Genomic DNA, 25,129 nt, shown 5'->3' on the forward strand with positions numbered 1-25,129 from the left:
GTTTTTTAATTCTTTCCTCCACCGGCCTCCCGACAGTGCAATCCGCATCTTATCTCTTCGCCTGATAACGACTTCTGTTAATTACGCATCATTTCCGCAGGGTAATACTTGAACTCAGCACGGTTTATCGCTATAGCTAAAACGGTTTAGCTATCAGGTTTAATCAGAGGAGTTTTTTATGTCTGTACGCGTATGGTGCCTCGGGGATGCCGTGGTTGATTTGCTTCCCGAAATGCCGGGTCGCCTGATGCAGTGTCCGGGTGGGGCGCCCGCCAATGTCGCCGTTGGAGTTGCCCGTCTGCAGGGAAACAGCGCTTTTATCGGGCGGGTAGGGGATGATCCCTTTGGTGAGTTTATGCGGCAAACGCTCATTGAAGAGAAGGTTGATACCCGCTACATGATCGCTGATACGCAGCACCGCACTTCAACCGTGGTGGTCGGATTGGATGACCATGGCGAACGTTCCTTTACCTTTATGGTGAGGCCGAGTGCTGACCTGTTTCTTGAGGTGCAAGACCTGCCCGTATTCCGGCACGGGGAGTGGCTGCACTGCTGTTCGATTGCCTTATCAGCTGAACCTTCACGCACGGCGACCCTGACTGCCATGGAGCAGATCCGGGCAGCAGGCGGGCATGTCTGTTTCGATTTAAATCTGCGTCATGACCTCTGGCCCGATCCGGAACTGCTGCATGCGGTGGTGAACGAGGCGCTGAGCCATGCGGACGTGGTTAAACTGTCCGACGAGGAACTCAATTTTCTCTGTCCGGATCAGGAACCGGCTATCACCATGCCGCAGCTGGCAGTGCGATTCAGCATAAAATTATTGCTGGTCACGCGGGGCAGGGAAGGTGTGATCGCCTGCTATCAGGGCCAGCTATACCACTATGCTACTTCGCCCGTGGCCAGCATCGACACCACGGGCGCAGGTGATGCCTTCGTGGCCGGATTACTCTGGGGGCTGGCTAAGTCGGGTCTTCCTGCCGATGAATCGCAGCTGGCCATCTGCCTTACCAGTGCACAACGCTGCGGTGCACTGGCAACCACGGCTAAAGGGGCCATGACAGCACTTCCGCGGCTCCACCAGCTGGACGACCTGCCAGGCTGATTATCTTATTGCCCCTGTTTTGGGAGCTATCTCACAATCACTAAACCGGTTTAGCAATTTTCATTGCGCAGGGAAATTACCCGTGGCTATGATTTGCGCCTAAACCGGTTTAGCAAAAAATCCGGTGATGATAGCCTCTCTTCAGGGACATAAAAAAATGAAAAAAAGCACGTTAGCAGTGAGTCTCTCAACGATATTACTTTCCACATCAGTCTGGGCCGACTCCAGTATGAGCAGCATTGAAGCACGCCTTGCGGCCATGGAGCAGCGACTGCAGGCAGCCGAGCAGCGAGCGAATGCAGCGGAAACCCGCGCACAGGTCGCGGAGAAACAGGCACAGATGGCTGAGAAGCAGGCACAGCAGCTGGCTGCCGTGCAACAACAGACCCAAAACTCCACCGCTGAGGTCGCGCAGCGCACCGCGAAACTGGAACAAAAATCAGCCGATGAAGGTGGCTTCGAGTTCCACGGTTATGCCCGTTCAGGATTGCTGATGAACAGCTCGGCCGCCAAAACTCAGGGTGGCCCGACCGTTACCCCTGCCGGGGAAACCGGCGGTCACGTTGGTCGCCTTGGTAATGAACCGGATACCTACGTTGAGCTCAACCTTGAACATAAACAGACGCTGGACAACGGCGCAACCACCCGTTTCAAAGCGATGCTGGCCGATGGACAGCGCACCTACAACGACTGGACAGCCGCCAGCAGCGATCTCAACCTGCGTCAGGCGTTTGTCGAGCTCGGGCAGCTTCCCACCTTCAGCGGCGCATTCGATAACGCCACGGTCTGGGCCGGTAAGCGTTTTGATCGCGATAACTTTGATATTCACTGGATCGACTCCGATGTGGTGTTCCTTGCCGGTACCGGTGCCGGTATTTACGACATGAAATGGAGCGATCAGGCGCGCAGTAACATTTCCCTTTATGGTCGTACCTTTGGCGACATTGAAAACAATGAAAACACTGCGCAGAACTACATCCTGTCGCTGAATAACTTTGTCGGGCCGGTACAGCTGATGGTCAGCGGTATGCGGGCAAAGGATAACGACGATCGCCGTGACATCGACGGCCTCAGAGTCAAAAGCGATGCGGCAGAAACCGGCGTACATGCGCTGCTTGGCCTGCATAACGACAGCTTTTATGGGCTGAGAGAAGGCACGTCGAAAACTGCACTGCTCTATGGTCATGGACTGGGCGCAGAGGTGAAGTCGATTGGTTCTGATGGCGCACTGTTGCCGGAAGCGGACACCTGGCGTCTGGCGAGTTACGGTATTACCCCGCTGGGCGGTGGCTGGCACATTGCACCTGCTTTACTGGCTCAGCGTAGTGACGATCGTTACGTCAAAGGTGACAGCTATGACTGGGCGACAGTCAACCTGCGGCTGATTCAGGAAATCACCCAGAACTTTGAGATGCAGTATGAAGGCTCTTATCAGTACATGGATCTGCGTCCCCAAGGCTACAACAACCGTAATGCGGTCAGCGGCAGCTTTACCAAATTCACCGTTGCGCCAACCCTGAAAGCCGGTGATGTCGGTGACTTCCTCAAACGTCCGGAAATTCGTCTCTTTGCAACCTGGATGAACTGGGATCACCGGCTGGATAACTATGCCAGTGACGACGCTTTCGGCAGTAAAGGATTCGATGCCGGTGGCGAATGGAACTTCGGCGTACAGATGGAAACCTGGTTCTGACCGGGCGGCCCCGGATGCCGGGGCCAGAGATCAGGATGGATAAAAACATAACAAGATTGAGGTGTGTATGGACTATGTAAAAATATCGCGGGCATTGCTGCCCCTGCTGGGTGGTAAAGAGAACATCGCCAGCGCTGCTCACTGTGCCACCCGGCTGCGGCTGGTGCTGGCCGATGATGAAAAAGCGGATACCACCGCGATTGGCCGGATTGAGGGCGTTAAAGGCTGCTTCCGCAATGCGGGCCAGCTTCAGGTTATCTTCGGCACCGGCGTGGTGAACAAGGTCTACGCTGCCTTTATCGCCGAGGCGGGCATCAGTGAATCGAGCAAATCTGAGGCCGCTGATATAGCCGCACGTAAGCTCAACCCTTTCCAGCGCATCGCCCGCCTGTTGTCGAACATCTTTGTGCCGATCATTCCGGCGATTGTGGCATCAGGTCTGCTGATGGGCCTGCTGGGGATGGTCAAAACTTACGGCTGGGTCAATCCGGAAAATGCGCTCTACATCATGCTGGATATGTGCAGCTCGGCGGCCTTTATTATCCTGCCGATCCTGATTGGCTTTACGGCTGCCCGCGAGTTTGGTGGTAACCCGTTTCTTGGTGCGACGCTGGGCGGCATTCTCACTCATCCGGCGCTGACCAACGCCTGGGGCGTCGCCGCCGGTTTCCACACCATGAACTTCTTCGGCATTGAAGTGGCGATGATTGGCTATCAGGGCACGGTGTTCCCGGTGCTGCTGGCGGTCTGGTTTATGAGCATGCTGGAAAAGCAGCTGCGCCGGGTTATCCCGGATGCGCTGGATCTGATCCTGACCCCGTTCCTGACGGTAATTATCTCCGGCTTTATTGCGCTGCTGATTATCGGTCCGGCGGGTCGTATGCTGGGTGATGGCATCTCCTTTATTCTCAGTACGCTGATTGCGCACGCCGGCTGGCTGGCAGGACTGGTGTTTGGTGGACTCTATTCGGTGATTGTGATTACCGGCGTCCATCACAGCTTTCACGCTATCGAAGCCGGACTGCTGGGCAATCCTTCCATCGGCGTGAACTTCCTGCTGCCTATCTGGGCGATGGCGAACGTGGCTCAGGGCGGTGCCTGTCTGGCCGTATGGTTTAAAACCCGCGATGCGAAGATCAAAGCGATTTCGCTGCCTTCAGCGTTTTCCGCGCTGCTGGGGATTACCGAGGCGGCTATCTTTGGTATTAACCTGCGCTTTATGAAACCCTTTATAGCGGGTCTGGTGGGTGGTGCGCTGGGTGGTGCCTGGGTGGTGTCGGTCCATGTTTATATGACTGCGGTCGGGCTGACCGGTCTGCCGGGCATGGCGATTGTCCAGGCGGGCTCTCTGCTCAACTATGTCATCGGCATCGCAATCGCGTTTACCACTGCGTTTGTGATCTCTTACCTGCTTAAATACAAAACGGATTCTGAATAATGGCCTCATCAACACGTCTTGCCGCCATTCTGCAGGCGGTGATGCAGGGTATGCCAAAGGCGCTCAGCGACAGCCACTACCCTGGCTGGCATCTGGCACCGGTAACCGGGCTGCTTAACGATCCCAACGGCTTTATCCATTTCGACGGTGAATATCATCTCTTCTATCAGTGGAACGCCCTGGAGTGCGCGCATCAGCAAAAATGCTGGGGACACTGGCGCTCAGCCGATCTGCTGCACTGGCAGCATCAGCCCATCGCCCTGATGCCGGACGAGGAGTATGACCGCAGCGGTTGTTACTCGGGCAGTGCGGTAGAGGATAACGGTGTACTGACGCTGATCTACACCGGTAATGTGAAGTTTGATGATGGTTCGCGCACCGCGTGGCAGTGTCTGGCGCAGCAGAACAGCGCGGGCGGTTTCGACAAACTCGGTCCGGTTATCGCCGTACCGGAGGGTTACACCGGCCACGTTCGCGATCCCAAAGTGTGGCGTCATGAAGATTACTGGTACATGGTGCTGGCCGCGCAGAATACCCAGCTGCAGGGCAGGGTGCTGCTGTTGCGTTCTGATAATCTGCGCGAATGGCAGAATCTCGGCGAGATTGCGGGCAGCGAACTGGGCGGGCTGGACGCCGCTGGCTACATGTGGGAGTGCCCGGATATGTTCATGCTCGGCGACAGCACGTATCTGATCTGCTGTCCGCAGGGTGTTATGCCTGAAGAGAAACGCTACCTGAACAGTCACGCCTGCGCCTGGCTAAGTGGCTCGCTGGATTATCAGCAGGCTGCCTACCTGCATGGCCCGCTGAACGAAATGGATGCCGGGTTTGAATTCTATGCACCACAAACCACGCTGACCGCTGACGGCCGGCGTCTGCTGGTGGGCTGGATGGGAACGCCAGACGGTGAAGAGATGGCCCAGCCAACCGTGGCGCATCACTGGATCCATCAGATGACCTGTCTGCGCGAGCTGAGCTCCCGCAATGGCCGGCTCTGTCAGCAGCCGATTGCAGAACTGCAGGCGCTGCGGGAGAGGGAGCTGCACTATCAGGGCCGCGCCGATGACGCGCCGCCGATCGCCGCGCAGCGGCTGGAGCTTGAGCTGGAGAGCCTGGGCGATATAGAACTCAATTTCGCCGATACGCTGATCCTGACGTGGCAGCAGAATGAACTGCGGCTTGCCCGTCGCAGCCTGGTATCGGGTCAATGGACCTATCGTTACTGGACAGGGGCTGCACGCCGGTTGCAGATCCTGTGTGACCACTCCAGCGTTGAGATCTTCATCAACGACGGGGAAGGGGTGATGAGCAGCCGTTATTTTCCGGACCATCCGGCGATGCTAACCCTGCGCGGTCGCGCAGAACTGCAGGCCCGCTACTGGTCGTTACGTCGCTGCATGGTAGAATAAGCCCTTGTTTCACTAACCGATGCCTTGCCGTGAGAAAAACCAAACGCGTTACCATCAGTGACATCGCCGGGCTGGCTGGGGTTTCTAAAGCCACTGCCAGCCTGGTGCTCAACGGCCGTGGCGAAGAGTTACGGGTGGCGAAGGAGACGCGTGAGCGGGTTCTGACACTGGCCCGGGAACACCATTATCAGCCCAGCATACACGCCCGTATGCTACATGACGCCCGCAGTCATACGCTGGGGCTGGTGGTGCCGGAGATCACCAACCACGGCTTTGCGGCCTTTTCCCATGCGCTGGAAAATCTCTGTCGCGCCGCCGGTCTGCAACTGCTGATCTCCTGCACCGATGAAAATGCCGGTCAGGAGATGGCCGTGGTCAATAACCTGGTGGCGCGTCAGGTCGACGGGTTGATTGTCGCCTCCAGTATGCTGAGCGACAGCGACTATGTCAGCCTCAGCGAACAGCTGCCGGTGCTGCTGTTTGACCGCCACATGAACAATACCAGGCTGCCCTGGGTCATCACCGACTCTGTGACGCCCACCGCTGAGCTGGTCGAAAAGCTGGCGCGCACCTGCCCGGAGGAGATCTACTTTCTTGGCGGACAGTCTGACCTCTCCCCGACCCAGGATCGTCTGGCGGGATTCAAAGAGGGACTGATGCGGGCGGGTGTGACGCTGCGGCCGGAGTGGATAATTCAGGGTAACTACCATCCCGGCAGTGGCTATGAGATGTTTGCCGCGCTCTGTCGCAGGCTGGGACGCCCCCCTAAAGCGATGTTCACCGCCGCCTGCGGTCTGCTGGAGGGAGTACTGCGCTACATTAGCGAGCATAACCTGCTGACCAGCGACATCCGCATTGCCAGTTTCGACGATCACTATCTCTATGATTCACTCTCCATTCCGATCGACACGGTTGAGCAGAATGTCCCGGCACTGGCGCAGGCCTGCTTTTCTATGCTGACCACGATGATCGCTGGTGAGGATCCCGCTGACAGTCAGCTTATCCTGCCCGCCACGCTGCGGCTGCGCGGTTAACTGCCGGGCGCTTCAGGGCAGTGCTTTACCATTCGACCGGCAGGGCGCTGACGCCGCGCAGATTAGCTCTGTGGTTGCGGCGAACACCAGCGGCCACGGGCCGCATCTCTGGCAATCGCGTCAGTAATACTTCCAGCGCCACCTCCATTTCTGCCAGTGCCAGCCGGTAGCCCATACAGTGATGTATACCGCCACCGAATGCCAGACAGCGCCCCTCATGCCGCCGGATATTCAGCCGTTCCGGAGAGGTAAATACCAGCGGGTCGTGATTGGCTGCACCAAGGCTAAGGAAGAAGCGGGTTCCGGGCGGGATGAGCTCTCCTGCCACCTCAATCTCTTCCAGAGTCGTGCGGTAAAGCATCTGGACCGAACTGTCGTAGCGCAGACATTCCTCTATGGCATCGGGTATCAGCGCATGATTCTCCTTCAGGCTCGCAAGTTCCTGCGGATGAGCATGCAGGGCCAGAATGGTGTTGCACAGCATGTTTGACGTAGTTTCATGACCGGCAAGAAACAGCAGTATCACATTGGCGATGATCTCATCGTGATCCAGCTGGTCGCCGTCACTGTCGCTGCGCAGAAAAAGTGACACCAGATCGCTGGCGGTGCTATCACGTCGGGATACGATCACGGCACTGAAGTAACTTTCCAGCACGGCAAAAGCTTCAGCGGCTTTCAGCAAATCTGGCGGACTGATTTGAGGATCGAAAGCCCTGACCAGCGCAGAGGTAAGGCGACCCAGTTCTGGTGCATCAGATTCTGAGACATCCAGCATCCGGCAGATAATGCGCACCGGTAGCGGAATAGCGAATGCCTGAGCCAGATCGCAGGCACGACGCCCTTCCAGTTCATCAACCAGTTCATTGGCTATCGTCAGCGCCATCTCCCGGAGGGATTTAATCTCCCGGGCGCTGAACGCCTTCATAACCAGTCCTCTTAACCGGTTATGATCGGGTGGGTTCAGCACCAGAAACATTCTGCTGATACCCTGAAACAGCGGCAGTCCGGCTGCATCATCACCAAATCTTACTCTGACACTTTCCATATAATTTTTACCGACCCGCCGGTCGTTCAGCAGGGCGTCCACCACCGCGTGACTGCCGCTGATGATGATCTTATCTCCGGCAGGGATAAGCGGTCCCTGCTGATGCAGTTTTCGATAAAGGGGAAAGGGATTATCAGAGTAGTCGGGGTTCATGAGTTCATGAAGCTGCATAGCGTTCTCCGCTGATAGAGGATTAGTGCTGGCGCTGAATGCGGGAGAGGGAAGCGAACAGGCTGTTTTTATCACTTTCACTGAGGTGAGGTGCCGTGAGGTGTGACATCAGAAATTCTTTGTCCTCCTGCGAGAAGGCGCCAGCCATCAGGCGCTGGCTGATCGCCGTCAGGAGCTGGGTATCCAGCTGTTGTATCTGCTGTCTGGTCTCGGTCAGATCCCTGACAGGAACAGCGCTGTCTGGTGCTGAGAGCCAGTCAGCCCGATAGCGATACTGGATCGCCTTGCTGGCGTTCATCAAAGCGTAAACAAACGGCCCCACGGAGTGGGGTTCAAGCCCGGCCTGTTGTGCGTTTTGCAGCATGTTATCCAGCACCACCTGTTCCCGTGGCAGATCCTCAATAGGTAAATGATGCAGTGCTTTATAACCCGCCACCGCTTTCATCACCTGCATCCGTTCATTGAGCGCAGAAGAGAGTGATCCAAGAGAAACAGATGAAACCGAACCTGCAAAAACGTTACTGCACATAAACAGTGAAGAGAAAAAAATTGCCACAAAGTGCGTCATTTGCCTGCTCCATAAATGAAAACTGGCACTAATTTAGGCATGAAAAAATAACTATGTGTGATTATTTTGTTTTCAAAATGTGAATCACAAGGCGGGTCAGTGAAATGAGAACAGGTCATTAATTTTAAAGTTATTTTTTATCTTTATGGTCATTAAAAATTCACATTAATTTGCAATGCTGGCGGGTTGATTGGATATGACGTCTGAATGGATTCCCCCCTGATGCAGGTGGCGTTGCGCCATTTACGTCATCTCTGTGATGCCAGAATGAGTTTACGAGGCATGCCGGGTAGTGCGCACAGGAAAGCGCCATGCCGATCAGGGTTCAGGTATAATATGTTCCGCGAGTGTGGCCGTTTTTTAGCAGCAAAACGAGGTAGGTATGTCTGTATCCGAAGCTACTACCGGTGGTAAAAGTGTCGCGGCGTTAGTTGAGAGCCTGGAAAAACAGGCGGCAAAACGTTCAGACGCGAACTGGCACGAAGGTCTGAAAAGCAGCACCAAAATCGCACTGGAAAAAATTAATGGTGCGTTTGCTGCAAAATGGATCAGCGCAGACGAGAGCCTGAGCCTTAAGCAGCGCGTTTACAGTATGCAGGATAAGTTGATTGAGCTGGCTTTATGGTGATTTAAATTGCCCGTCGGCTCGCACGTAAATCGGCAGGGGTAAAAAACTGATATTTCAGCACGCAGCGTCGCCCGGCATTTTGCGCGCTGCGCAGTGAAGGGGTGTTACCGGGCAGAATGGTACCGGTCAGCAGTGCCTTCTCACCATAATGATGATGAAGCTGCTGCAGCAAACGCTGCTGAGCGCGCGCGGCGAGTCCACGGCCCTGATAAGCGGGCATAATCACCTCATCCATAATCTGAAACCCCTCAATAAAGGTCAGTCGCCGGGGGACACAAATCATCAGCCCTGCCACTATTCCCTGCCAGATAATCAGAAACACATGTCCCGCGGCGATATCCTCCCGTAATTCCTGCCTGCTGGTTGCCAGTAGCTGATCGCGCAGATGCGGCAGCGTGTGCCAGCTGGCACGATAGGCGCGGTTAATCGCCGTGATACAGGCGGGATAATCCTTCCGGCGGGCTGTCACCAGTGAAATATCTTCGTCGACAGGAACAGAGAGTGAAGCCAGGTCGCTGAGGAAAAGCAGTTGATCGGTTATACCGATGTCAGGATAAGTCGCAGGCAACAGGATGCGCAGCTTCAGAGGTTTCAGCGGCTGCCATGCCTGCATAATGGCGCTAGCGACCCTGTAATCGATGATGCCGTCACGCGCAACAACCTCAATAAAGGGCTGTGCAGGATCGCCACCCAGATAGCGCGGCCCGGTGAGATAACGCTGGCCGTTTATCGTCAGTTCTCGCTGCAAAAAGGCGTGCTGGGGCAGACCGGTTTCACGCCATGGAAAGGCGGAAGAAAAATGGTGATCGTGGCATCGTGTCTGCTGCTGCGCCAGCCAGCTGGCAAGCCAGTCGCTGAGACGTTCAGATGAGACAGGAACAGTACGGTAGAGCGACACCATATAATCCAGCATAAGATTCCTTATTGCCCGCCGTCAGTGATCTCCTGCCTCGCTCCGCGATACATCTGTACCGTTACCGGATTGCAGATGAGGCTGATGAGAGTGTAAACGATGTGCTCTGTTTATGACCATCTCAACCTCTCAGCCAGCACCATTACATCCCCTCTGCATGACGGCTCTGGACCTGCCAGACGGTGCAATGCTGACAATGTGAGCAGGTATACGTCATCTTCTGCGATCGCTTATCGTCGCCACCCTCTGAGCTGCATTAAACATGGGTTACGATCTATTCGGGTCTGGCTGGATTTCGTATACATGGTCAAATTAATTGATGAAATAAGGCAGGGTTGCCCAAAAATTTAAATGGGAAATAGATGCGAAATTTTTACGTAAATAATACGGAATCAGATAATCGGCAGCCGATAAATGGATTATGATAAAGAGGCTTTTCAATAATTATAAAATGTTCGATCTTTTTAACACCCGGGGGTTACATGGTTCATATTGATTTATGCACCCAGGAGGGCGTGATGAAAGCTTATGCTTTTCAGACGCCGATGCAGGCAATGACCCTGCTGGAAAAAATTAAAAATGATGAATTTCAGTGGTTTAATCTGGAGTGGGAAGGGCGCCACTATACCTGTCCGCATCATTTTATTAAAAGGCTCAGCAGCCGCTCTTATATTAAATCGTTCTGGCGTTAAATTCGCTTAAAAGATAAGGCTGGTGCACAATTACTTATTATTGATGCAGGTTTTATTTAACTGTTCTACGCATATTTTTAACGTAATGATAAACGGGGCAGAGCCTGCCCCGTTATTTTCAGCGACCATATGGCGTTGTTATCACGGTCAGCGGTAATAATAGTGCGTCATCTGCACAGATACCGGCCTGCTCAGTATCATTATTACCGCTTAATCATTTTCTGCTGTTGCTTATCAGGGCTATCGAAACGCTAAACAATCCTTTATGCAGGGCTGGACGGTTGTGTGCTGCGCCCGGCAATGCGCCGTGATCCTGTGTAAATCATCTTCTGTTCGGCCCTTGACGTGAAACGTCTACTGTTACACTCAGATGACACTTAATCCGGATCCCGACTGCAATGCCCCATGAAAAAATGCGCCTTCGCTCGCTCCTGACTTTGCTTTCCATCGGGGGCGTCATTCTGACCTCCGGTCTGCTGCTGAGTGCGCTGCTGCTCTTTCAGAAGGCCAACATCGAAGACAGTCTGCTTGAAGGGAACATTGCCTATGCCCGCAAGCTGGCTGATACCACCGATCGTTACCTGGCGACAGCACAACGTGAACTGGCCTGGAGTGCGTCGCAGATCAAGGAGCTTAGCGATATTAAACGACTGGAAGGAGAGAGCGATCGCCTGCGAATGCAGTCGGGCTTTTTCAACTCGGTGGTGGTGGTAAATCATGATGCCATTATTGCAGCAACCTCACCTGATAGTCTGAATCTCATTGGCGTGAAGCTGCACTCACTTGCCAGCCTGCAGGCCATAGCGACCCAAAAGCCTTTTATCTCTGCTCCTTTTACCTCTGCGGCCGGTAACTATGTGGTGTTTTTATCACAACCTCTGTTCAGCGAAGATGGCCGCTATCTGGGCTACATTGGCGGGACTATTTATCTCAAGAAACAGAGCATGCTGAGCGAAATCCTGAGCCAGCATTTCTATTCCAATGGTTCAACGGTCAGCGTGGTCAGCAATGAAGGGCTGATTATTTTCAGTCATGACGCGGCGCGCGTCGGAACAAAGATGCTGCTGAGTCTGGCACTGCAGAAACGGCTCGCCACGACAGAAAGCGGGCATTTCACGCTGGAGAGTGAGGGACAGCACTATCTGACTGGCTATGGCACACTGCATAAAACCGGCTGGAACGTTTTTATTACCGGCACCTCTGAAACGGTCAGGCATATTCTGATGCGCACGGCAGAAAGCGCCGTCTGGTTCGTTCTGGGCATTATTGCCGTAACAGCGGCCATTATTGCCTTTATGGCCGGTCGAATCGCCTCTCCACTGGAAAAGCTGGCGGACAGAGTGCGCGATGGCGGCAGCGAAGCCCAGGCGGAATCTCTCGCCACGGTCAAAACCTGGTATTACGAGGCTGATCGGCTCAAAGAAGCCGTGCAGGCGCATCGGCACGCCGTTGCGGGTCATCTTGCCGCGCTAAACGATGAAGCGATGACCGATCCGCTGACCGGGCTCTGCAACCGACGCGGATTTTCGGCGCTGGCGGCGCAGTCAGACAGTGAGCATGAACAGTGTGCCATCGCCATTGATATTGACCATTTTAAGAAGATAAACGACTGGTACGGGCATGACGCGGGCGATGCGGTTCTGGTGAGCCTGGCAGCGTTGCTGCGTCAGGCTTGTCGTACCGGCGATATCGTCAGCCGGTTTGGCGGCGAGGAGTTTATTCTGTTGCTGCCGCATACCACGCTGGCTGATGCCGTCCGCACCGCGGAGCGCATCCGTGAGACCGTCAGCGCCACCACCTTTCCGTTTGCCGGAACGATGACCATCTCAGCCGGGGTGGCTTTGCGGAGCGATCAGGATAGCGATCGCGACTCTCTGCTGCGGCGTGCCGATGAAGCGCTTTACGAAGCAAAAGCCGCCGGACGTAATACCGTCATCATTGCCGGAGCTGAGGGGTCCAGCGTGTCTGGGTCGGCCGGGTAAGATTCCGGGGTGGGTGGGACAGGCTCAGCACTTACTGCGTAATCGCCAGCCGAGCCACTCATCCAGTGCCGCTTCCGGCAGCGGCCTGGAGTAGAAAAAGCCCTGCGCCTGGTCGCAGCCGAACTCGGTCAGCGCCGTAACGGTTTCCGCATTCTCCACGCCCTCAGCCAGCACCATATAATCGAGATCTTTAAGCATCGCAATAATACTGCGGGCGATGACGCGCGATGCGGTGTCAGATGAAATTTCGCTGATCAGTGAACGGTCCAGCTTGATCACATCCAGCGGAATGCGCCGCAGATAACTGATGTTGCTGTAGCCGGTACCAAAGTCATCCAGTGAAATACCGAATCCACGAAGTTTCAGCATCTCAAGCCCCCGCATTGCGGTTGCGCTCTCCAGAATCCGTTCCGTCTCCAGACACTCAATGCCCAGCAGCGAAACCGGGAGCTTCGCCCTGATCATCTGCTCTTCCAGCTCGTCGGCAAAACCGTCACGTGAAAAATCGCTGCTGCTGACGTTAATGGTGATGGGCAACTGAATATAGCTGTTGCGCAGCCGGGAGAGCCGGGCGATTGCGTGCTCTGTCACCCAGGTGGTCAGTTCGCTGAGCAGCTCGGTTTGCACGGCAAAGGGTAAAAACTGTGCAGGAGACAATTCGCCGCGCTGCGGATGCTGCCAGCGGATCAGGGCCTCCAGGCCAATTGGCTTGCCGCTGTGCAGACAGATTTTAGGCTGATACGCCAGCCATAATCCCTTATCCTGGCGTATCGCGATGGCCAGGTCATGCATCAGGGTGAAGTCCTGCGTATGGCGCGTATCAGTGGCCTCACTGAAAGGCATCGAGGCCACGTCGCGTGTGATGGCCTCGTGCAGCGCGCTGACCGCACGCCGCAGGATCTCCTGGGCAGGCATCTCCCCGGTATTGAAACTCGCCTCACCGGTGTGGGTCATCAGTGCAACCGACAGCCCATCGCCGAGATCCGCGCTGATCCCGGCCAGCTTGTTTGCCACCCAGTTGGCAGTGAGTCTGCTCTCCTGACGTGTCAGCAGGGCAAAGCGCCCGGTGGCTACGGTGTAGAGCATCTCTCCTGGCGCAGGCCTCAGGCGCAGCGGCAGCAGTGTCGCCACATCTTTCAACAGGCTTTCAACCGGTCCCATGCCCATTGAGCGCGCAAGCTCGTAGGCGCGCGGCATATCGATACAGTCAATCAGCACCAGCCGCCGTGGCGTGGTGTCACCGGAGGCGGCAAGAAACTGCAGGTCGCGAATCAGACGCTGGCGGTTGGGCAGACCGGTTACCGGGTCGGCAAAGCCAGCCGAGTACCAGGCCTCAAGAAATGACATCACCAGTGCCGCCAGCATCTTCAGCATGGCGACCTGATCCGCATTAAAGGGATGAGGCGCGGTGTCAGTCACGCACAGCGTACCCAGTATCAGACCTGTGCTGCTTTTAAGCGGTACGCCGGCATAAAAGCGAATAAAAGGCGCGCCAACAATCAGCGGATGCTCAGCAAAGCGGGTATCCAGCAACGTATCGGGTACTACCACGGTGCTGTCACTGTCCACTGCATGCCGGCAGAGCGAGTCCTGCCGGGAGGATTGAGTGAGTGTGAAATTTTGCGCAGCCTTAACATGCTGCATCTCATCATCCAGTACGGAGATAAAGCTGCCGGGTATACCGAGTGCCTGGCTGGCCAGCCGGACGAACTGTCGCAACACATCGTCACGACTTTCGTCGTTACTGCGCAGCGCGTGCAGGGTTCGCGTGCGGCAATCGTCGCCGCCGCTGAGACTCATAAGCATGGATTCCTCCGCACCGGCTGGTTACGGCGCGAAATTAAACAGAAAAATTGAAGGGTATGATGTCATGACTACAGGCAAATTCTGCAAAAAGAAAGAGTCATGACCATTTATTTTTTATCCCACTGCACGGCATTGCTGGTCAGAATAGCAAATCACTTTTCTTTAACGAAATATTTTAGTAATCACGATTCTATTATTTTGTCGTTAAAAACTTTTAATTTCTTAAATATCCTGCCAGTATACAGAGTATAAACATAGTGCACTATATAATAACGCACTAAAGTAGATGACATAATTTATTTTTGTTTAATTTTAACTACACCAATGACAACATCGGGGAAACCTCATGAATTCACTCAGGCATTTCACTATCCGCCGCGTTGTGCTGTGGATGATGATCGTCTCACTGGGCATCGTCGTGCTGGCCGGCGGCTACAGCAGCCAGGTCGTGCGCGATATCTTTCGTCAAACCGATCGTTCAGCCGTTCTGACGCAGCAACTGAGCTTTCTGGCGCACAGCGCTATCGTCATGCAGAGCGGTACGCCAGCCGATAAAAACGCGCTTGTCGCCTCAACCCCGGCCGATGCTGACTGGGATAACGTCCGCGCGGCACTCACGACAACTCCCTCAGAATACGCAAAGGTTGCCCGTGCGCAGCTGGACAAGGTGACGCAGCAGCTGGCCCGGAATCAGGCACCCCTGAAGGCTGACCGGCATCGGCTTGAGGGCGTCTTGCTGGCAGCACTGCTGGCGGCAGTGGCGTTGCTGCTGTTTTGCGACCGCTATCTGGTCGTCCATCTGGTGCGTCCGGTAGGTAAAATTCGCGGTCATTTAAAAATTATTGCCGATGGCGATCTGACGCGCGAGCCGGAAGATCTGGGGCGCAACTGTGTCGGGCAACTGGTGCCGCTGGTCAAAGAGATGCAGCACAGTCTGTTGCAGACGGTCAGCGCTATCCGAGACAACGCAGCCATTCTTCATCGTGAAGCGGGGGACATCGCAGCGGGTAACGCCGATCTCTCCGACCGGACATCCACTCAGGCTGCTGCGCTGGAGCAGACCGCAGCCAGCATGGAGGAGATTACCGTCACCGTGCGTCACAATGCACAGAATGCCCGCGAGGCACGTGAACTGGCTGCCAGCACCACGGATACGACTCAGCAGGGCGTGGAACTCGTTCAGTTGGTATCGGCAGCCATCACCAGCATCGCTCAGGGATCAGAAAAAATCCGGCAGTTCACCACCACTATTAATGGTATTGCGTTTCAGACCAACATTCTGGCGTTAAACGCCGCTGTAGAAGCTGCCCGTGCGGGTGAGCAGGGCCGCGGCTTCGCGGTGGTCGCCAGTGAGGTACGTTCACTGGCACAGCGAAGTGCTGCTGCCTCTAAAGAGATCGAAGAGCTGATTGCCGATACCGTGGCACGCGTCGACGATGGCCGGCGGGCGGCTGAGAGCGCAGGAACCACCATGGAGGCCGTGCTGCGCGGCGTCGGCGGCGTGAATGAACTGATCGGACAGATTGCGCTGGCTTCGGATGAACAGAGTAAAGGGATTGCCCAGGTCACGGTCGCCGTTGCAGAACTTGACCGCGTAACGCAGCAGAATGCGACGCTGGTTCAGCAGGTTTCGGCGACAGCAGACAGTCTTAGTGGACAGACTGAAACGCTGGGCAGCGTGATTACGCGCTTTACCCTGCCGCATCACCCTCTTGCCGTAGAGCCTAAACGCGTCACGCCTGATGAAAAAGGCGGCTGGGCAACGTTTGCGCGGGCATAGCCTGAACGTATTTTTTCTGAACTGTAAATAATGTCTGTCCGGCACGGAATAACGATTAATATTCACTCTTTTTAAAAGAGGGATGAAACGGTCATTTTTTGTGACTGTGATTGACGTTGATCATCATTCGATCAACGCCACCATTCAGAATGGCAATTACTATTCTCAGCGGTGCAAAAATTATCCGGGCAGCGATTTAAATATAATTCAGGTTATTTTCTCTGTTTTTACTGGTGCGTTACGCTTTCCTGATAAGTGTAAAACGCCGGGCTGTTAAAACTTAACTCAAATTTATGTTTTGGCCGCAGGCGTGTACTTCCGCCCGGCCATCTCACCGGGGCACCGTATGCGGAGCGTTTATATGGGAAATCAGATTTTACAGCGGCCTGTCGCCGTCCAGCACAACGTGCGTGAGCTGCGCCTTGCGGCCGGTCTCTCTCAGGAGATTGCAGCCGAGCGTTTCGATCTTAGCCAGCGTGTCTGGCAGACGAAAGAAGCATCGAAAAATCCTGCGCTGCTCAGTCAGGGAGAATATGAACTGCTGATGTTGCTCGCCGGAGAGCATCCGCACTATCAACTGGTACCAAAGCTGAAAAAGTAAGGCGTTCATCCTCTGTTTTCTCTTAAGTAAAGTCATGTCGGGCCGATATAGAGAGCTAAGCGAGGCGCATTACCGCCTGTCTGATATGCTCTGGCCAGATAATCCTGGGCGGTCCGCCGTACTCTCTCTGGCAGGCATAACGTGTTAACTGATGCCTCGCTGTCTGCGGTGTCAGCTTTATCGGACTCAGCGCGGCAACCTGTTGCTGCCGGGTTTACTGACGGGCCTTTCTTCCGGCAACGGATCGGCAGCGAACTCTGCGCGTTCTGTCTGATTGAACGTGTCCTCTTTATGCTGTGTCAGGCCAGCCACAGCAGATAACATCAGAGGAGAGTTACGCTGAAACGTCCAGTTTATCATGATGCCGAGGCGGCTCGCCTCGACGCACTTAAGCAGTATCATCTGATGGATTCACCGCCGACCGATGCGCTGGATCGCCTCACTACGCTTGCCGCGCGGCTGTTTCGGGTGCCGGTCGCTTTTGTCTCGCTTATCGACGAAAAGCGGCAGTTCTTCGCCTCCCGGTACGGTTTAAATATTTCAGGTACGGCACGCAACGTCGCCTTCTGCCACCATACGCTGGCGCAGGGCGATATCCTCTGCGTGCCCGATACGCTGAAAGATCCGCGCTTCCGCGACAGTCCGCTGGTTCACGGCTACCCCTTTATCCGCTTTTACGCGGGGATCCCGCTTTCGACCCCGGATGGGCATCATATTGGCACGGTCTGCCTGACCGACAGCCATCCTCGTGAGCCGTTAACTGCAGAGGATCGAAAGCATCTGAACGATATTGCTGCACTGGTGATGGATCGCATGGAGATGCATCGTCTGGAGTTATTGCGCTACACCAGCCAGCAGCGACTCGAGGCGATCTCATCCACTTCGCCTGACGCCATTGTCTGCACCGACCTTCGGCGTGGCATAACCTTCTGGAACCCGGCCGCCACCGCGCTGTTCGGCTACAGCGCAGAGGAGATGCGCGGCCAGTATATCAGCGAGCTGATCCCTGCTCGCTGTCAGACTGACTATCGTAATGAACTGGTCCGGATTACCTCTGACGAAGCAGCTATCTCGCACCCACGCTCTTTGCAGATATGGGGTGTCACGCGTGAAGGTCGTGAATTTCCGGCAGAGGTCTCTTTTTCGGGCTGGCGTGAAGAGGGCGAACGGCTGGTGGGCATGATCATCCGCGATGTCACGGCCCGCTATGAGAGTGAGGCGCGGCTCTGTGAGCTGGCCTCACTGGATATGCTGACACGTCTCGCCAGCCGCAGCGCGTTTATGGATCAGGTCGGCCAGCTGACCAGGGCGGGCGTCCCCTATACGTTACTGATGACCGATCTCGATGGTTTTAAAGAGGTTAACGATACGCTGGGGCATGCTGCAGGCGATGCGTTGTTGTGCCACGTTGCCGAACAGATTCGTGCGGTCTGCGCCAGTGCCGTGACGGCTGCGCGCCTGGGCGGTGATGAATTTGTGATCCTGTTAGCGGGCGGCAGCGCTGAGGCGGCGATCACGGCGGAAAAACTGATTGCGGCCGTTCAGACGCCGTTCCGCTATCACGACTCACCGGTGATGGTCGGTGCCAGCACCGGCATCGCCTCCTATCCGGAGCACGGCAGGGATCCCTCTTCGGTGATGTCTGCCGCTGATCTGGCGCTCTATCGCGCCAAAGCGTCGGGTAAAGGCTGCAGCATGCTGTTTATGCCCGCGTTTCGTGAAGCGGAGCAGCAGCGCCGCCGCTTTGAGCGCGAACTGGAAACGGCGGTGCGGCAGCAGTTCACTCTTTACTATCAGCCCCGCTACGACGTTGAAAGCGGAAAGCTTATTGGCTGCGAGACACTGGTGCGCTGGCAGCATCCGACGCGCGGGCTGCTGTTGCCGGCTGAATTTATCGGCATGCTGGTTAAAAGTCCGCTTTCAGTCACGCTGGGTGAATGGATCATCCGCAGTGCTCTGGCACAGGTCCGGCAGTGGCAGGTTCGCTCTCCTCAGCTTCGCGTCAGCATTAACCTGTTTCCGCGCCAGCTTGCAGGGAACAGCCTGGAGACGGTAATACGTGAGAGTGCCGGAGGCGATGCCGGTTTTGTTGAGCTGGAAGTGGATGAGCCACTGCTGGCCGTGCTGATGCAGGATATGCCGGTTCAGGTTGACGCCGTACGCCGAACGGGAGCCTCGTTCGTTATCGATCATTACGGGCGTACGCTAGGGGCGATTAACCTGCTGCGCTATAGCGTTGTGACGGGTTTTAAAATCGATAAGTCGATGACGCACGAGCTGGGTTCCAGCATGCGGGTGCGTATGATGTTCCGGGCCATTACCGCGCTCGGCAAAAGCCTGGGTATCCGGGTGGCCGCCGAAGGGGTGGAAGACAAAGAGCAGATCGCTTTTGTTACGGCCGCCGGATGCGACATTATGCAGGGCAATGGCCTGTGCCAGCCACTGACGCCGGCGGACTTTGAGGCGATGCTGTGCGGAGAGGAGCACTGTGCGCCCGCTATCGCTATCGCCAGCGGTTATGACGTTACGCCACGCTAATCGGTCTGATTGTGGCGAGCGTAGCGGAGGATGCCCGACGCTGATAGTCTGCGCCTCAGGGTGAGTGTGCGGGCTGGTATTCCTGTTTCAGCAAGCCGAAGATCCAGTCATCCTGCCACTGGCCGTTGAGGAAGAAGTTCTGCCGCAACGTCCCCTCCTGCACAAAGCCCGCTGAAATCAGGGTCCGGCGTGAGGCCGCATTGCCTGCTGTCACCGTCGCGATCAGTTTGCGGTATTCCTGTTGCTCAAAGCAGAACGTGATAATGGCATGCAGAGACTCGCTGCCGTAGCCTTTGCCCTGCGCATCTGCGGCCAGAATAAAGCCAAACTCCGCAATACCCTCTCCACGATCGATAAACCCGCAAAAGCCAGCCGGAGCACCGGATGTTTTTTCTCCGATAACCAGACAGAGCCAGTGCCTGCAGCCCTTGTACCAGGCGGGCAGGCGGACATCAAATGAGTGGGTTCTGATCTCTTCAGCGCTGCGCGGATCGCTGATGTACTGCATCACCGATCTATCCTGACTGACTGCCAGATAGAAGGGCCAGTCTTCCTGCCGAAGTGGCCGATAAGTCAGGCGCGGCGAGGTGACTTTCAGCAGTATTTCAGCAGACTCTTCAGTTGTCATCGTGCAACTCCCTGTTGATCGGATCTCTGTGGCGATGGCGCAAAAATAACACAGAGTGGCTGACTGGCGGGACGCGCTTTTGCCGCTCTGCGAGGTATCCCGCAATCCCGACGCTATTTCACCAGCTCCTGGTCTCGTGCATTGTCCAGCTCCCGCTGCCACATTTGCTCTTATCGCTGCGCTGTCAGGCCTTCTGCCCACTTCATTGCTACGCTTTTAGCCAGATGGCTGAAAATTGATCCTGATGAGAGTAATCCCCATGGAATTGAAAACGTTTGAAACAGCAGCCTGGGCTGCGCTGCAGGAATCTGCAACCGATCCACAGGGTGGATTTCGTTATCTGATGCTCTGTACGGTCGATGCTCTGCTACAACCTCAGGCGCGCACCGTGGTTCTGCGCAAGTGTGCCGACGACCGCAGGATGCTGACATTTCATACGGATGTTCGCAGCCCGAAGTGGCAGGAGATGGCGGCGAATCCGCAGGTCACCGTGCTGGGATATTGCCATCAGCGTCGCCTGCAGTTACGGCTGGCAGGGCGGGTTGCGTGTTATGCGGCGGGAAGTGATGTTGCCCGGGCAGCCTGGCGTGCGTTACCGCAGCACACGCGGCAGACTTACACCGGCGGACCTCCGGGGGAAGCACGGGCAACGGCTGATGAGACGCCTGACGCGGCAGCAACGGAAACCGGGGAATCCCGCTTTGGCGTGGTGATTTTGCAGGCCAGTGTGCTGGACGCCTATCAGCTTCAGCGAAACGAAAATCAGCGCGCCCTGTTTCGCTATTCGGCTAATGGCGAACTGCAGGAAAGCGAATGGCTCAACCCCTGACCCGATATGCCTGATTCACTTCAGGTCGGGTTAACACCTGATTGATCCTCTTTCCGCACGCGATAAAAGAGATTTCACTGTCTGCCGCTTCGTTAGCTGTTTTTTATCTGCCGCACCGCTTAATCGATTTTAGCACCACGTTATCTTCATATAATGGCGTTTTTCTGCTTTTTCCTATCTTTTGTCATTGTTTGTGCCAGGCTTTAACTAACCGAAAAGCAGTGACTTATGCTCAAGGTAAAGAAAAGTACAAATGATCGCTCTGTATCACAGGCAGGTTAAACATGAACAATCAACCTCCTGAAAAACCAGGGTCAGAGGGTAGCGACCAGGTGATAAGCCTGGCGGAGGAAACCGTTGAGGTCTCGAAACAGCGGGTCATCGACGGTCATGTCAGGGTTACCCGACAGGTCACTGAGCATCAGCAGAAGATTGCGCTGATGCTCCGGCATCAGACGGCGGAAATAGAACGCATTCCTAAATCGGAACGGCTGGCTGAGATGCCGGAGATCCGTGAAGAAAATGGCGTTCTGATCATTCCTGTCGTTGAAGAGGAAATTGAGATAGTTCGTCATCTGGTGCTGAAAGAGGAGTGGCATATCCGCAAAGTTGTCAGTGAGGAAGCGACAGAACAGGTCGTCTCCCTGCGCAAACAGCACGCTCACCTGACCCGAACACCCTATTCAGAGCCGTCCGAATCCATCACCGAGGAACACAACATGGCGCGTGAAACAATCGTAACAATGTTCAGCAATATCTCACTGGCAGAGGGTGCAAAGCGTAACCTGATCAAGGCCGGGTTCCTGGATGATGACATTGATATCATCTCCGGTGATCGTTTGCGTACCGAAGGTCAGGAGGCCCGTCACCCTGGCTTCTGGCAACGCCTGTTCGGCAATACGCTGGAGGAGGATCAGGCCGAAGTGTATGAAGACGCGATGCGAACCGGCGGAGTAGTGCTGTCGCTGCGGGCCGATGAAGATGAGTTACCTCGCGCCCTGGGCATCCTTGATGCACATGAAGAACTTACCGAGCGCAGTGCGGCGCTGCCCGATGATTACGCGCCCGGTTACGCGACCAGTGATGGTCTGACTTCATCTGCCAGTGGAACGCTTCAGGATAATGCCGCCGTCGATCCGCTCTCTACCGATCCTGCCCATCGTGGCGCTGCCCGTACCGCCCTGACCGGTGACGAAAGTGACGAGGATGTACTGCGTCTTGCCGAGGAGCGACTGGAAGTGGGTAAACGTCTGGTCAGCGAAGGTTCAACCCGCGTTCGCCGCTACACTGTCACCGATCAGGTCTCAGAAAATGTCTCGCTGCATGAGCAGCACGCCGCAATCTTCCGTCGTCCGGTGAATGAATCAGGTTCACCCACCCATGTTGACTGGTCTGAAAAAACTGTCGAAGTGGAAGAGACGCATGAGCAGCCCGTGATTAATAAGACCGCGGAGATCATTGAAGAGGTGGTGTTACGCAAAGAGACAAGCGATCGGGTTGAAACTATCAACGATTCGGTACGCCGTCAGGAAGTGGATATTGACCATGCCAGTACAGATCCTCTCGGCGCAGATCGGCTGACCGGGAATCGTACTGTGGCCGATCCGTTGCTTGAAAGCACGCGTCAGGCCCGCGCTGACCACGACACTCGTCCGGTAACGCCAGGCAGCGAGCCAGCGCATAAAGAGGGTTTTGCTGAGAAAGCTGGTGATAAAATCGCAGAAGCGAAAGAGAAAGTCGAAGACAAGTTTAAAAAGCCGTAATGCCGGAGCGGTGATTGTCGCCTTCTATGCCTGAAAACCCGTCGCAGACGGGTTTTTTTCATAAATCACACTGAAATTCTGTAGGCAATTTAATGGCATCACTTAGACCTGACACCCGTTGACGGAGAATGGCCACATTGAAAGTTGTATAGAGCTCTCGTCTTAAGTGTGTGTACGTTATTCGTGACCTGCCCCTAGTATTAGATACAACGATCAGTTAGTAATGTCGGTTTGTTTATCTTCTGATTTTCCATTTCTCCAGCCTGCTGCAAATTCAGACGGCGTCTGGTAATTCAGCGATGAATGAGGTCTGGACTCGTTATAGTCCTGCCGCCAGTCATTAATGATTTTCCGGGCATGAACAATATCGCTGAACCAGTGTTCATTCAGGCATTCATCGCGAAAGCGTCCGTTAAAACTCTCAATAAATCCGTTCTGTGTCGGTTTACCGGGCTGAATAAGCCGCAGCTCCACGCAATGCTCAAAGGCCCATTGGTCAAGTGCTCTACAGGTAAACTCCGGCCCCTTGTCAGTTCTTATCGTAGCCGGATATCCGCGAAACAGCGCAATACTGTCCAGAATATGCGTGACCTGCACGCCTGAAATCCCCAAGGCAACAGTGACAGTCAGGCATTCCTTTGTGAAGTCATCGACGCAGTTAAGGCACTTGATCCTGCGACCGGTGGCCAGTTCATCCATGACGAAATCCATTGACCAGGTCAGATTGGGCGCATCCGGGCGAAGCAGCGGAAGCCGCTCAGTCGCCAGATCCTTACGACGTCGTCTGCGCTTCACACTCAGGCCGTTAAGGTGATAAATGCGGTATACCCGCTTGTGGTTGACGTGAAGGCCCTCACGACGCAATAACTGCCAGATCCGCCGGTAACCAAAGCGACGGCGTTCAGGTGCCAGCTCTGTGATGCGTAGAGATAGCTGCGCGTCAGCAGCCGGACGCTGAGCTGAATAACGGCAGGTTGAAAGAGACAGACCTGCCAGCCTGCAGGCACGACGTTGCGACAGACCCGTTGCATCACATATGACTTCCACGGCTTCCCGCTTCTGGTCTGTCGTCAGAACTTTCGACCCAAAGCCACCTGAAGCGCCTCCTTATCCAGCATGGCTTCGGCGAGCAGCTTCTTAAGGCGGACGTTCTCCTCTTCAAGTAACTTAAGCCGCTTTACCTCAGGGACTTCCATGCCGCCAAACTTCTTGCGCCAGGTGTAGAAAGTAGCGTCTGAAATAGCATACTTACGGCAGAGTTCCCGTGCAGAAACCCCGGCTTCGGCCTCGCGGAGGATACTGATGATCTGTTCGTCGGAAAACGCTTCTTCATGGGGATGCCCTCATGTGGCTTATGAAGACATTACTAACATCGGGGTGTACTAATCAACGGGGAGCAGGTCATATCAGTCATAGCACCATCGCCTGGCACGGGCTGACTCGATTACCATCCCGATAGTAAGAGGGATGGCCTCGCGCGGGTTTTTTGGATAGTAGAGGCTGAAAGTCACCAGATCAGAATCCATTCCAAACGCATCGAAGACGTTCTGAAGGCATTCCGCAGCGTCCTCCGGGTCAAGCTTCATGTCCTGATTAAGCGACATCTCTGGCGTGAGTGTTTTTTTCCGGAACGTAAGCAGCGATCGGCCGTTCCACGGCTCAATGAGTGCCATTACGCGTGCCTGTGTGTCATCTACCATAACTTATCCTCCCCGCGAGCGATGGCATTGTACAGTCTGACCGAATTGAAACTGATATCGGCAACGTCTCTTGCCAGAATCACCCAGCCCACGACGGGTATCGCCCGACCAACAAAGGTGCTGAGCTTATGCGTAAAAAGGATACGCGCGGTCCGGGGCGGGTATCCCCCTACGATGGTGGGGAGCTGTATGCCGAAAGGAAACTTGGCGTTAGGAAATACTCTGCGTGCTGCCCGTGAGGCATAGGAGGTACCCTTGAGAGCATCGCGCGGTTTGGTGCGGGTAGTCAGGACATTACGTCCAGACAGGATGGCCACGATCGCTCCGAAGTCATCAATGCCCAGCTGTTCAGCGACTTCTTCACAGAAAATCATGAAAAAGAGCTCACCAGCGGTGAGGTTCGGTCTACCTGCGTAGAAATAGGTGTTATTGAGTTCTTCAGTCGTATCCACTGCCAGCTCCCACAAGTTCACTTCATTCATCATCCTGATGCTTTTTAAACAATACCTCGCGCGTTCATGCTTGACAACCTGACGGTCTGGGACAGGATAATAAAAAACGGTAATTTCACCTCATCTCCCTACAGGCACTCGCGGCATCATTTCAGAAATGGGCATGGTTTCGCTATCCTTATGTCTTAAATGATTTTTTATGCCGTCAGCGCGCTGAATAACGGGAGCGGGGCGTCATCAGGCACTCTGGGGTGCATACCTGGCCATAGAGAGATAAAGGTTATAGAAAGGTTCCTGGGGTATTAAACATTTCCCATTGTCTATATCCATACCTTACATAGACCTGCATTTATC

The 25,129-nt window shown here is 55.0% G+C and carries 21 protein-coding genes; 13 read left to right on the forward strand and 8 right to left on the reverse strand.

What is annotated here, in order from left to right; genetic code table 11:
• The first annotated feature begins 178 nt into the window (after positions 1–178).
• From AFL22_RS18485 to AFL22_RS18505, 5 genes are all read left to right on the forward strand, one after another.
• A complete protein-coding gene (locus AFL22_RS18485) occupies positions 179–1,105 on the forward strand; it encodes an aminoimidazole riboside kinase (protein WP_052271889.1) in 927 nt (308 codons plus the stop codon).
• Positions 1,106–1,262: 157 nt separating this feature from the next.
• Complete coding sequence (locus AFL22_RS18490; protein ID WP_052271890.1) at positions 1,263–2,798, forward strand: carbohydrate porin; 1,536 nt, start codon at positions 1,263–1,265, stop codon at positions 2,796–2,798.
• A gap of 67 nt (positions 2,799–2,865) precedes the next feature.
• On the forward strand, positions 2,866–4,236 hold the full coding sequence (locus AFL22_RS18495; protein WP_010256928.1) for a sucrose-specific PTS transporter subunit IIBC: 1,371 nt from the start codon (positions 2,866–2,868) through the stop codon (positions 4,234–4,236).
• Positions 4,236–5,645: a sucrose-6-phosphate hydrolase gene (locus tag AFL22_RS18500; RefSeq protein WP_052271891.1), complete on the forward strand. Its 1,410-nt coding sequence runs from the start codon at positions 4,236–4,238 to the stop codon at positions 5,643–5,645. The genes AFL22_RS18495 and AFL22_RS18500 overlap by 1 nt, the downstream gene beginning before the upstream one ends.
• 29 nt (positions 5,646–5,674) lie before the next feature.
• On the forward strand, positions 5,675–6,679 hold the full coding sequence (locus AFL22_RS18505) for a substrate-binding domain-containing protein (RefSeq protein WP_033759898.1): 1,005 nt from the start codon (positions 5,675–5,677) through the stop codon (positions 6,677–6,679).
• Between the two features lie 25 nt (positions 6,680–6,704).
• On the opposite strand, the gene AFL22_RS18510 is transcribed toward AFL22_RS18505, so the two are convergent.
• Entirely contained in the window at positions 6,705–7,895 is a 1,191-nt protein-coding gene (locus AFL22_RS18510) for a cytochrome P450 (RefSeq protein WP_052271892.1), read from the reverse strand.
• Positions 7,896–7,917: 22 nt separating this feature from the next.
• Complete coding sequence (locus tag AFL22_RS18515) at positions 7,918–8,463, reverse strand: chorismate mutase (protein ID WP_052271893.1); 546 nt, start codon at positions 8,461–8,463, stop codon at positions 7,918–7,920.
• A 382-nt stretch (positions 8,464–8,845) separates the two neighbouring features.
• Here AFL22_RS18515 and AFL22_RS18520 point away from each other — a divergent pair, with 382 nt between their 5' ends.
• Positions 8,846–9,091 (forward strand): hypothetical protein, encoded by a 246-nt coding sequence (locus tag AFL22_RS18520; protein WP_052271894.1) that lies wholly within the window; start codon positions 8,846–8,848, stop codon positions 9,089–9,091.
• Between the two features lies 1 nt (position 9,092).
• Here the strand turns inward: AFL22_RS18520 and AFL22_RS18525 are convergent, their stop codons facing one another.
• A complete protein-coding gene (locus AFL22_RS18525) occupies positions 9,093–10,004 on the reverse strand; it encodes a GNAT family N-acetyltransferase (protein ID WP_033774047.1) in 912 nt (303 codons plus the stop codon).
• Between the two features lie 518 nt (positions 10,005–10,522).
• Between AFL22_RS18525 and AFL22_RS24295 the strand changes: the two genes are divergently transcribed.
• Together AFL22_RS24295 and AFL22_RS18535 are read left to right on the forward strand one after the other, a co-directional pair.
• Positions 10,523–10,696, forward strand: a complete 174-nt coding sequence (locus AFL22_RS24295; RefSeq protein WP_197276791.1) for a hypothetical protein — start codon at positions 10,523–10,525, stop codon at positions 10,694–10,696.
• Between the two features lie 398 nt (positions 10,697–11,094).
• Positions 11,095–12,678 carry a sensor domain-containing diguanylate cyclase gene (locus AFL22_RS18535; RefSeq protein WP_052271896.1) on the forward strand — a complete coding sequence of 528 codons (1,584 nt, stop codon included), beginning with the start codon at positions 11,095–11,097 and terminating at the stop codon, positions 12,676–12,678.
• Between the two features lie 24 nt (positions 12,679–12,702).
• Here the strand turns inward: AFL22_RS18535 and AFL22_RS18540 are convergent, their stop codons facing one another.
• Entirely contained in the window at positions 12,703–14,484 is a 1,782-nt protein-coding gene (locus AFL22_RS18540; protein WP_029519494.1) for a GGDEF and EAL domain-containing protein, read from the reverse strand.
• A 346-nt stretch (positions 14,485–14,830) separates the two neighbouring features.
• Between AFL22_RS18540 and AFL22_RS18545 the strand changes: the two genes are divergently transcribed.
• From AFL22_RS18545 to AFL22_RS18565, 3 genes are all read left to right on the forward strand, one after another.
• Positions 14,831–16,264 (forward strand): methyl-accepting chemotaxis protein, encoded by a 1,434-nt coding sequence (locus AFL22_RS18545; RefSeq protein ID WP_052271897.1) that lies wholly within the window; start codon positions 14,831–14,833, stop codon positions 16,262–16,264.
• Between the two features lie 361 nt (positions 16,265–16,625).
• The gene (locus AFL22_RS18555; protein ID WP_010256895.1) at positions 16,626–16,865 is read left to right on the forward strand and encodes a hypothetical protein; all 240 of its coding nucleotides are present in this window, start codon (positions 16,626–16,628) and stop codon (positions 16,863–16,865) included.
• 405 nt (positions 16,866–17,270) lie between these two features.
• Positions 17,271–19,403, forward strand: a complete 2,133-nt coding sequence (locus tag AFL22_RS18565) for an EAL domain-containing protein (RefSeq protein ID WP_052271898.1) — start codon at positions 17,271–17,273, stop codon at positions 19,401–19,403.
• A 55-nt stretch (positions 19,404–19,458) separates the two neighbouring features.
• Here the strand turns inward: AFL22_RS18565 and AFL22_RS18570 are convergent, their stop codons facing one another.
• A complete protein-coding gene (locus AFL22_RS18570) occupies positions 19,459–20,031 on the reverse strand; it encodes a GNAT family protein (protein WP_052271899.1) in 573 nt (190 codons plus the stop codon).
• A 259-nt stretch (positions 20,032–20,290) separates the two neighbouring features.
• On the opposite strand from AFL22_RS18570, the gene AFL22_RS18575 reads away from it, so the two are divergent.
• The gene (locus tag AFL22_RS18575; protein ID WP_052271900.1) at positions 20,291–20,860 is read left to right on the forward strand and encodes a pyridoxamine 5'-phosphate oxidase family protein; all 570 of its coding nucleotides are present in this window, start codon (positions 20,291–20,293) and stop codon (positions 20,858–20,860) included.
• Positions 20,861–21,144: 284 nt separating this feature from the next.
• A complete protein-coding gene (locus AFL22_RS18580; RefSeq protein WP_052271901.1) occupies positions 21,145–22,623 on the forward strand; it encodes a YsnF/AvaK domain-containing protein in 1,479 nt (492 codons plus the stop codon).
• A gap of 213 nt (positions 22,624–22,836) precedes the next feature.
• On the opposite strand, the gene AFL22_RS18585 is transcribed toward AFL22_RS18580, so the two are convergent.
• The 3 genes from AFL22_RS18585 to AFL22_RS18600 all read right to left on the reverse strand — a co-directional run bounded on the left by AFL22_RS18585 (position 22,837) and on the right by AFL22_RS18600 (position 24,775).
• Positions 22,837–23,930 (reverse strand): IS3 family transposase gene (locus AFL22_RS18585; RefSeq protein ID WP_156311601.1). Its coding sequence is split into 2 segments (ribosomal slippage): positions 22,837–23,699 and positions 23,699–23,930, totalling 1,095 coding nucleotides; the frame shifts between segments, so codons are not numbered across the junction.
• Positions 23,931–24,029: 99 nt separating this feature from the next.
• On the reverse strand, positions 24,030–24,323 hold the full coding sequence (locus AFL22_RS18595; RefSeq protein ID WP_022624214.1) for a DUF1493 family protein: 294 nt from the start codon (positions 24,321–24,323) through the stop codon (positions 24,030–24,032).
• Entirely contained in the window at positions 24,317–24,775 is a 459-nt protein-coding gene (locus AFL22_RS18600) for an STM2901 family protein (RefSeq protein WP_031292265.1), read from the reverse strand. Before AFL22_RS18600 ends, AFL22_RS18595 begins: the two co-directional genes overlap by 7 nt.
• Positions 24,776–25,129: the final 354 nt, after the last annotated feature.

This window comes from Pantoea sp. CFSAN033090, assembly GCF_001264395.1.
Lineage (GTDB): Bacteria > Pseudomonadota > Gammaproteobacteria > Enterobacterales > Enterobacteriaceae > Pantoea > Pantoea agglomerans.

Excerpts from the sequence above, each read along its gene's own strand:
- AFL22_RS18485 (WP_052271889.1), top strand. The coding sequence starts at position 179 with ATGTCTGTACGCGTATGGTGCCTCGGGGATGCCGTGGTTGATTTGCTT.
- AFL22_RS18490 (WP_052271890.1), top strand. The coding sequence starts at position 1,263 with ATGAAAAAAAGCACGTTAGCAGTGAGTCTCTCAACGATATTACTTTCC.
- AFL22_RS18495 (WP_010256928.1), top strand. The coding sequence starts at position 2,866 with ATGGACTATGTAAAAATATCGCGGGCATTGCTGCCCCTGCTGGGTGGT.
- AFL22_RS18500 (WP_052271891.1), top strand. The coding sequence starts at position 4,236 with ATGGCCTCATCAACACGTCTTGCCGCCATTCTGCAGGCGGTGATGCAG.
- AFL22_RS18510 (WP_052271892.1), bottom strand. The coding sequence starts at position 7,895 with ATGCAGCTTCATGAACTCATGAACCCCGACTACTCTGATAATCCCTTT.
- AFL22_RS18515 (WP_052271893.1), bottom strand. The coding sequence starts at position 8,463 with ATGACGCACTTTGTGGCAATTTTTTTCTCTTCACTGTTTATGTGCAGT.
- AFL22_RS18520 (WP_052271894.1), top strand. The coding sequence starts at position 8,846 with ATGTCTGTATCCGAAGCTACTACCGGTGGTAAAAGTGTCGCGGCGTTA.
- AFL22_RS18525 (WP_033774047.1), bottom strand. The coding sequence starts at position 10,004 with ATGCTGGATTATATGGTGTCGCTCTACCGTACTGTTCCTGTCTCATCT.
- AFL22_RS24295 (WP_197276791.1), top strand. The coding sequence starts at position 10,523 with ATGAAAGCTTATGCTTTTCAGACGCCGATGCAGGCAATGACCCTGCTG.
- AFL22_RS18535 (WP_052271896.1), top strand. The coding sequence starts at position 11,095 with ATGCCCCATGAAAAAATGCGCCTTCGCTCGCTCCTGACTTTGCTTTCC.
- AFL22_RS18540 (WP_029519494.1), bottom strand. The coding sequence starts at position 14,484 with ATGCTTATGAGTCTCAGCGGCGGCGACGATTGCCGCACGCGAACCCTG.
- AFL22_RS18545 (WP_052271897.1), top strand. The coding sequence starts at position 14,831 with ATGAATTCACTCAGGCATTTCACTATCCGCCGCGTTGTGCTGTGGATG.
- AFL22_RS18555 (WP_010256895.1), top strand. The coding sequence starts at position 16,626 with ATGGGAAATCAGATTTTACAGCGGCCTGTCGCCGTCCAGCACAACGTG.
- AFL22_RS18565 (WP_052271898.1), top strand. The coding sequence starts at position 17,271 with ATGGATTCACCGCCGACCGATGCGCTGGATCGCCTCACTACGCTTGCC.
- AFL22_RS18570 (WP_052271899.1), bottom strand. The coding sequence starts at position 20,031 with ATGACAACTGAAGAGTCTGCTGAAATACTGCTGAAAGTCACCTCGCCG.
- AFL22_RS18575 (WP_052271900.1), top strand. The coding sequence starts at position 20,291 with ATGGAATTGAAAACGTTTGAAACAGCAGCCTGGGCTGCGCTGCAGGAA.
- AFL22_RS18580 (WP_052271901.1), top strand. The coding sequence starts at position 21,145 with ATGAACAATCAACCTCCTGAAAAACCAGGGTCAGAGGGTAGCGACCAG.
- AFL22_RS18595 (WP_022624214.1), bottom strand. The coding sequence starts at position 24,323 with ATGGTAGATGACACACAGGCACGCGTAATGGCACTCATTGAGCCGTGG.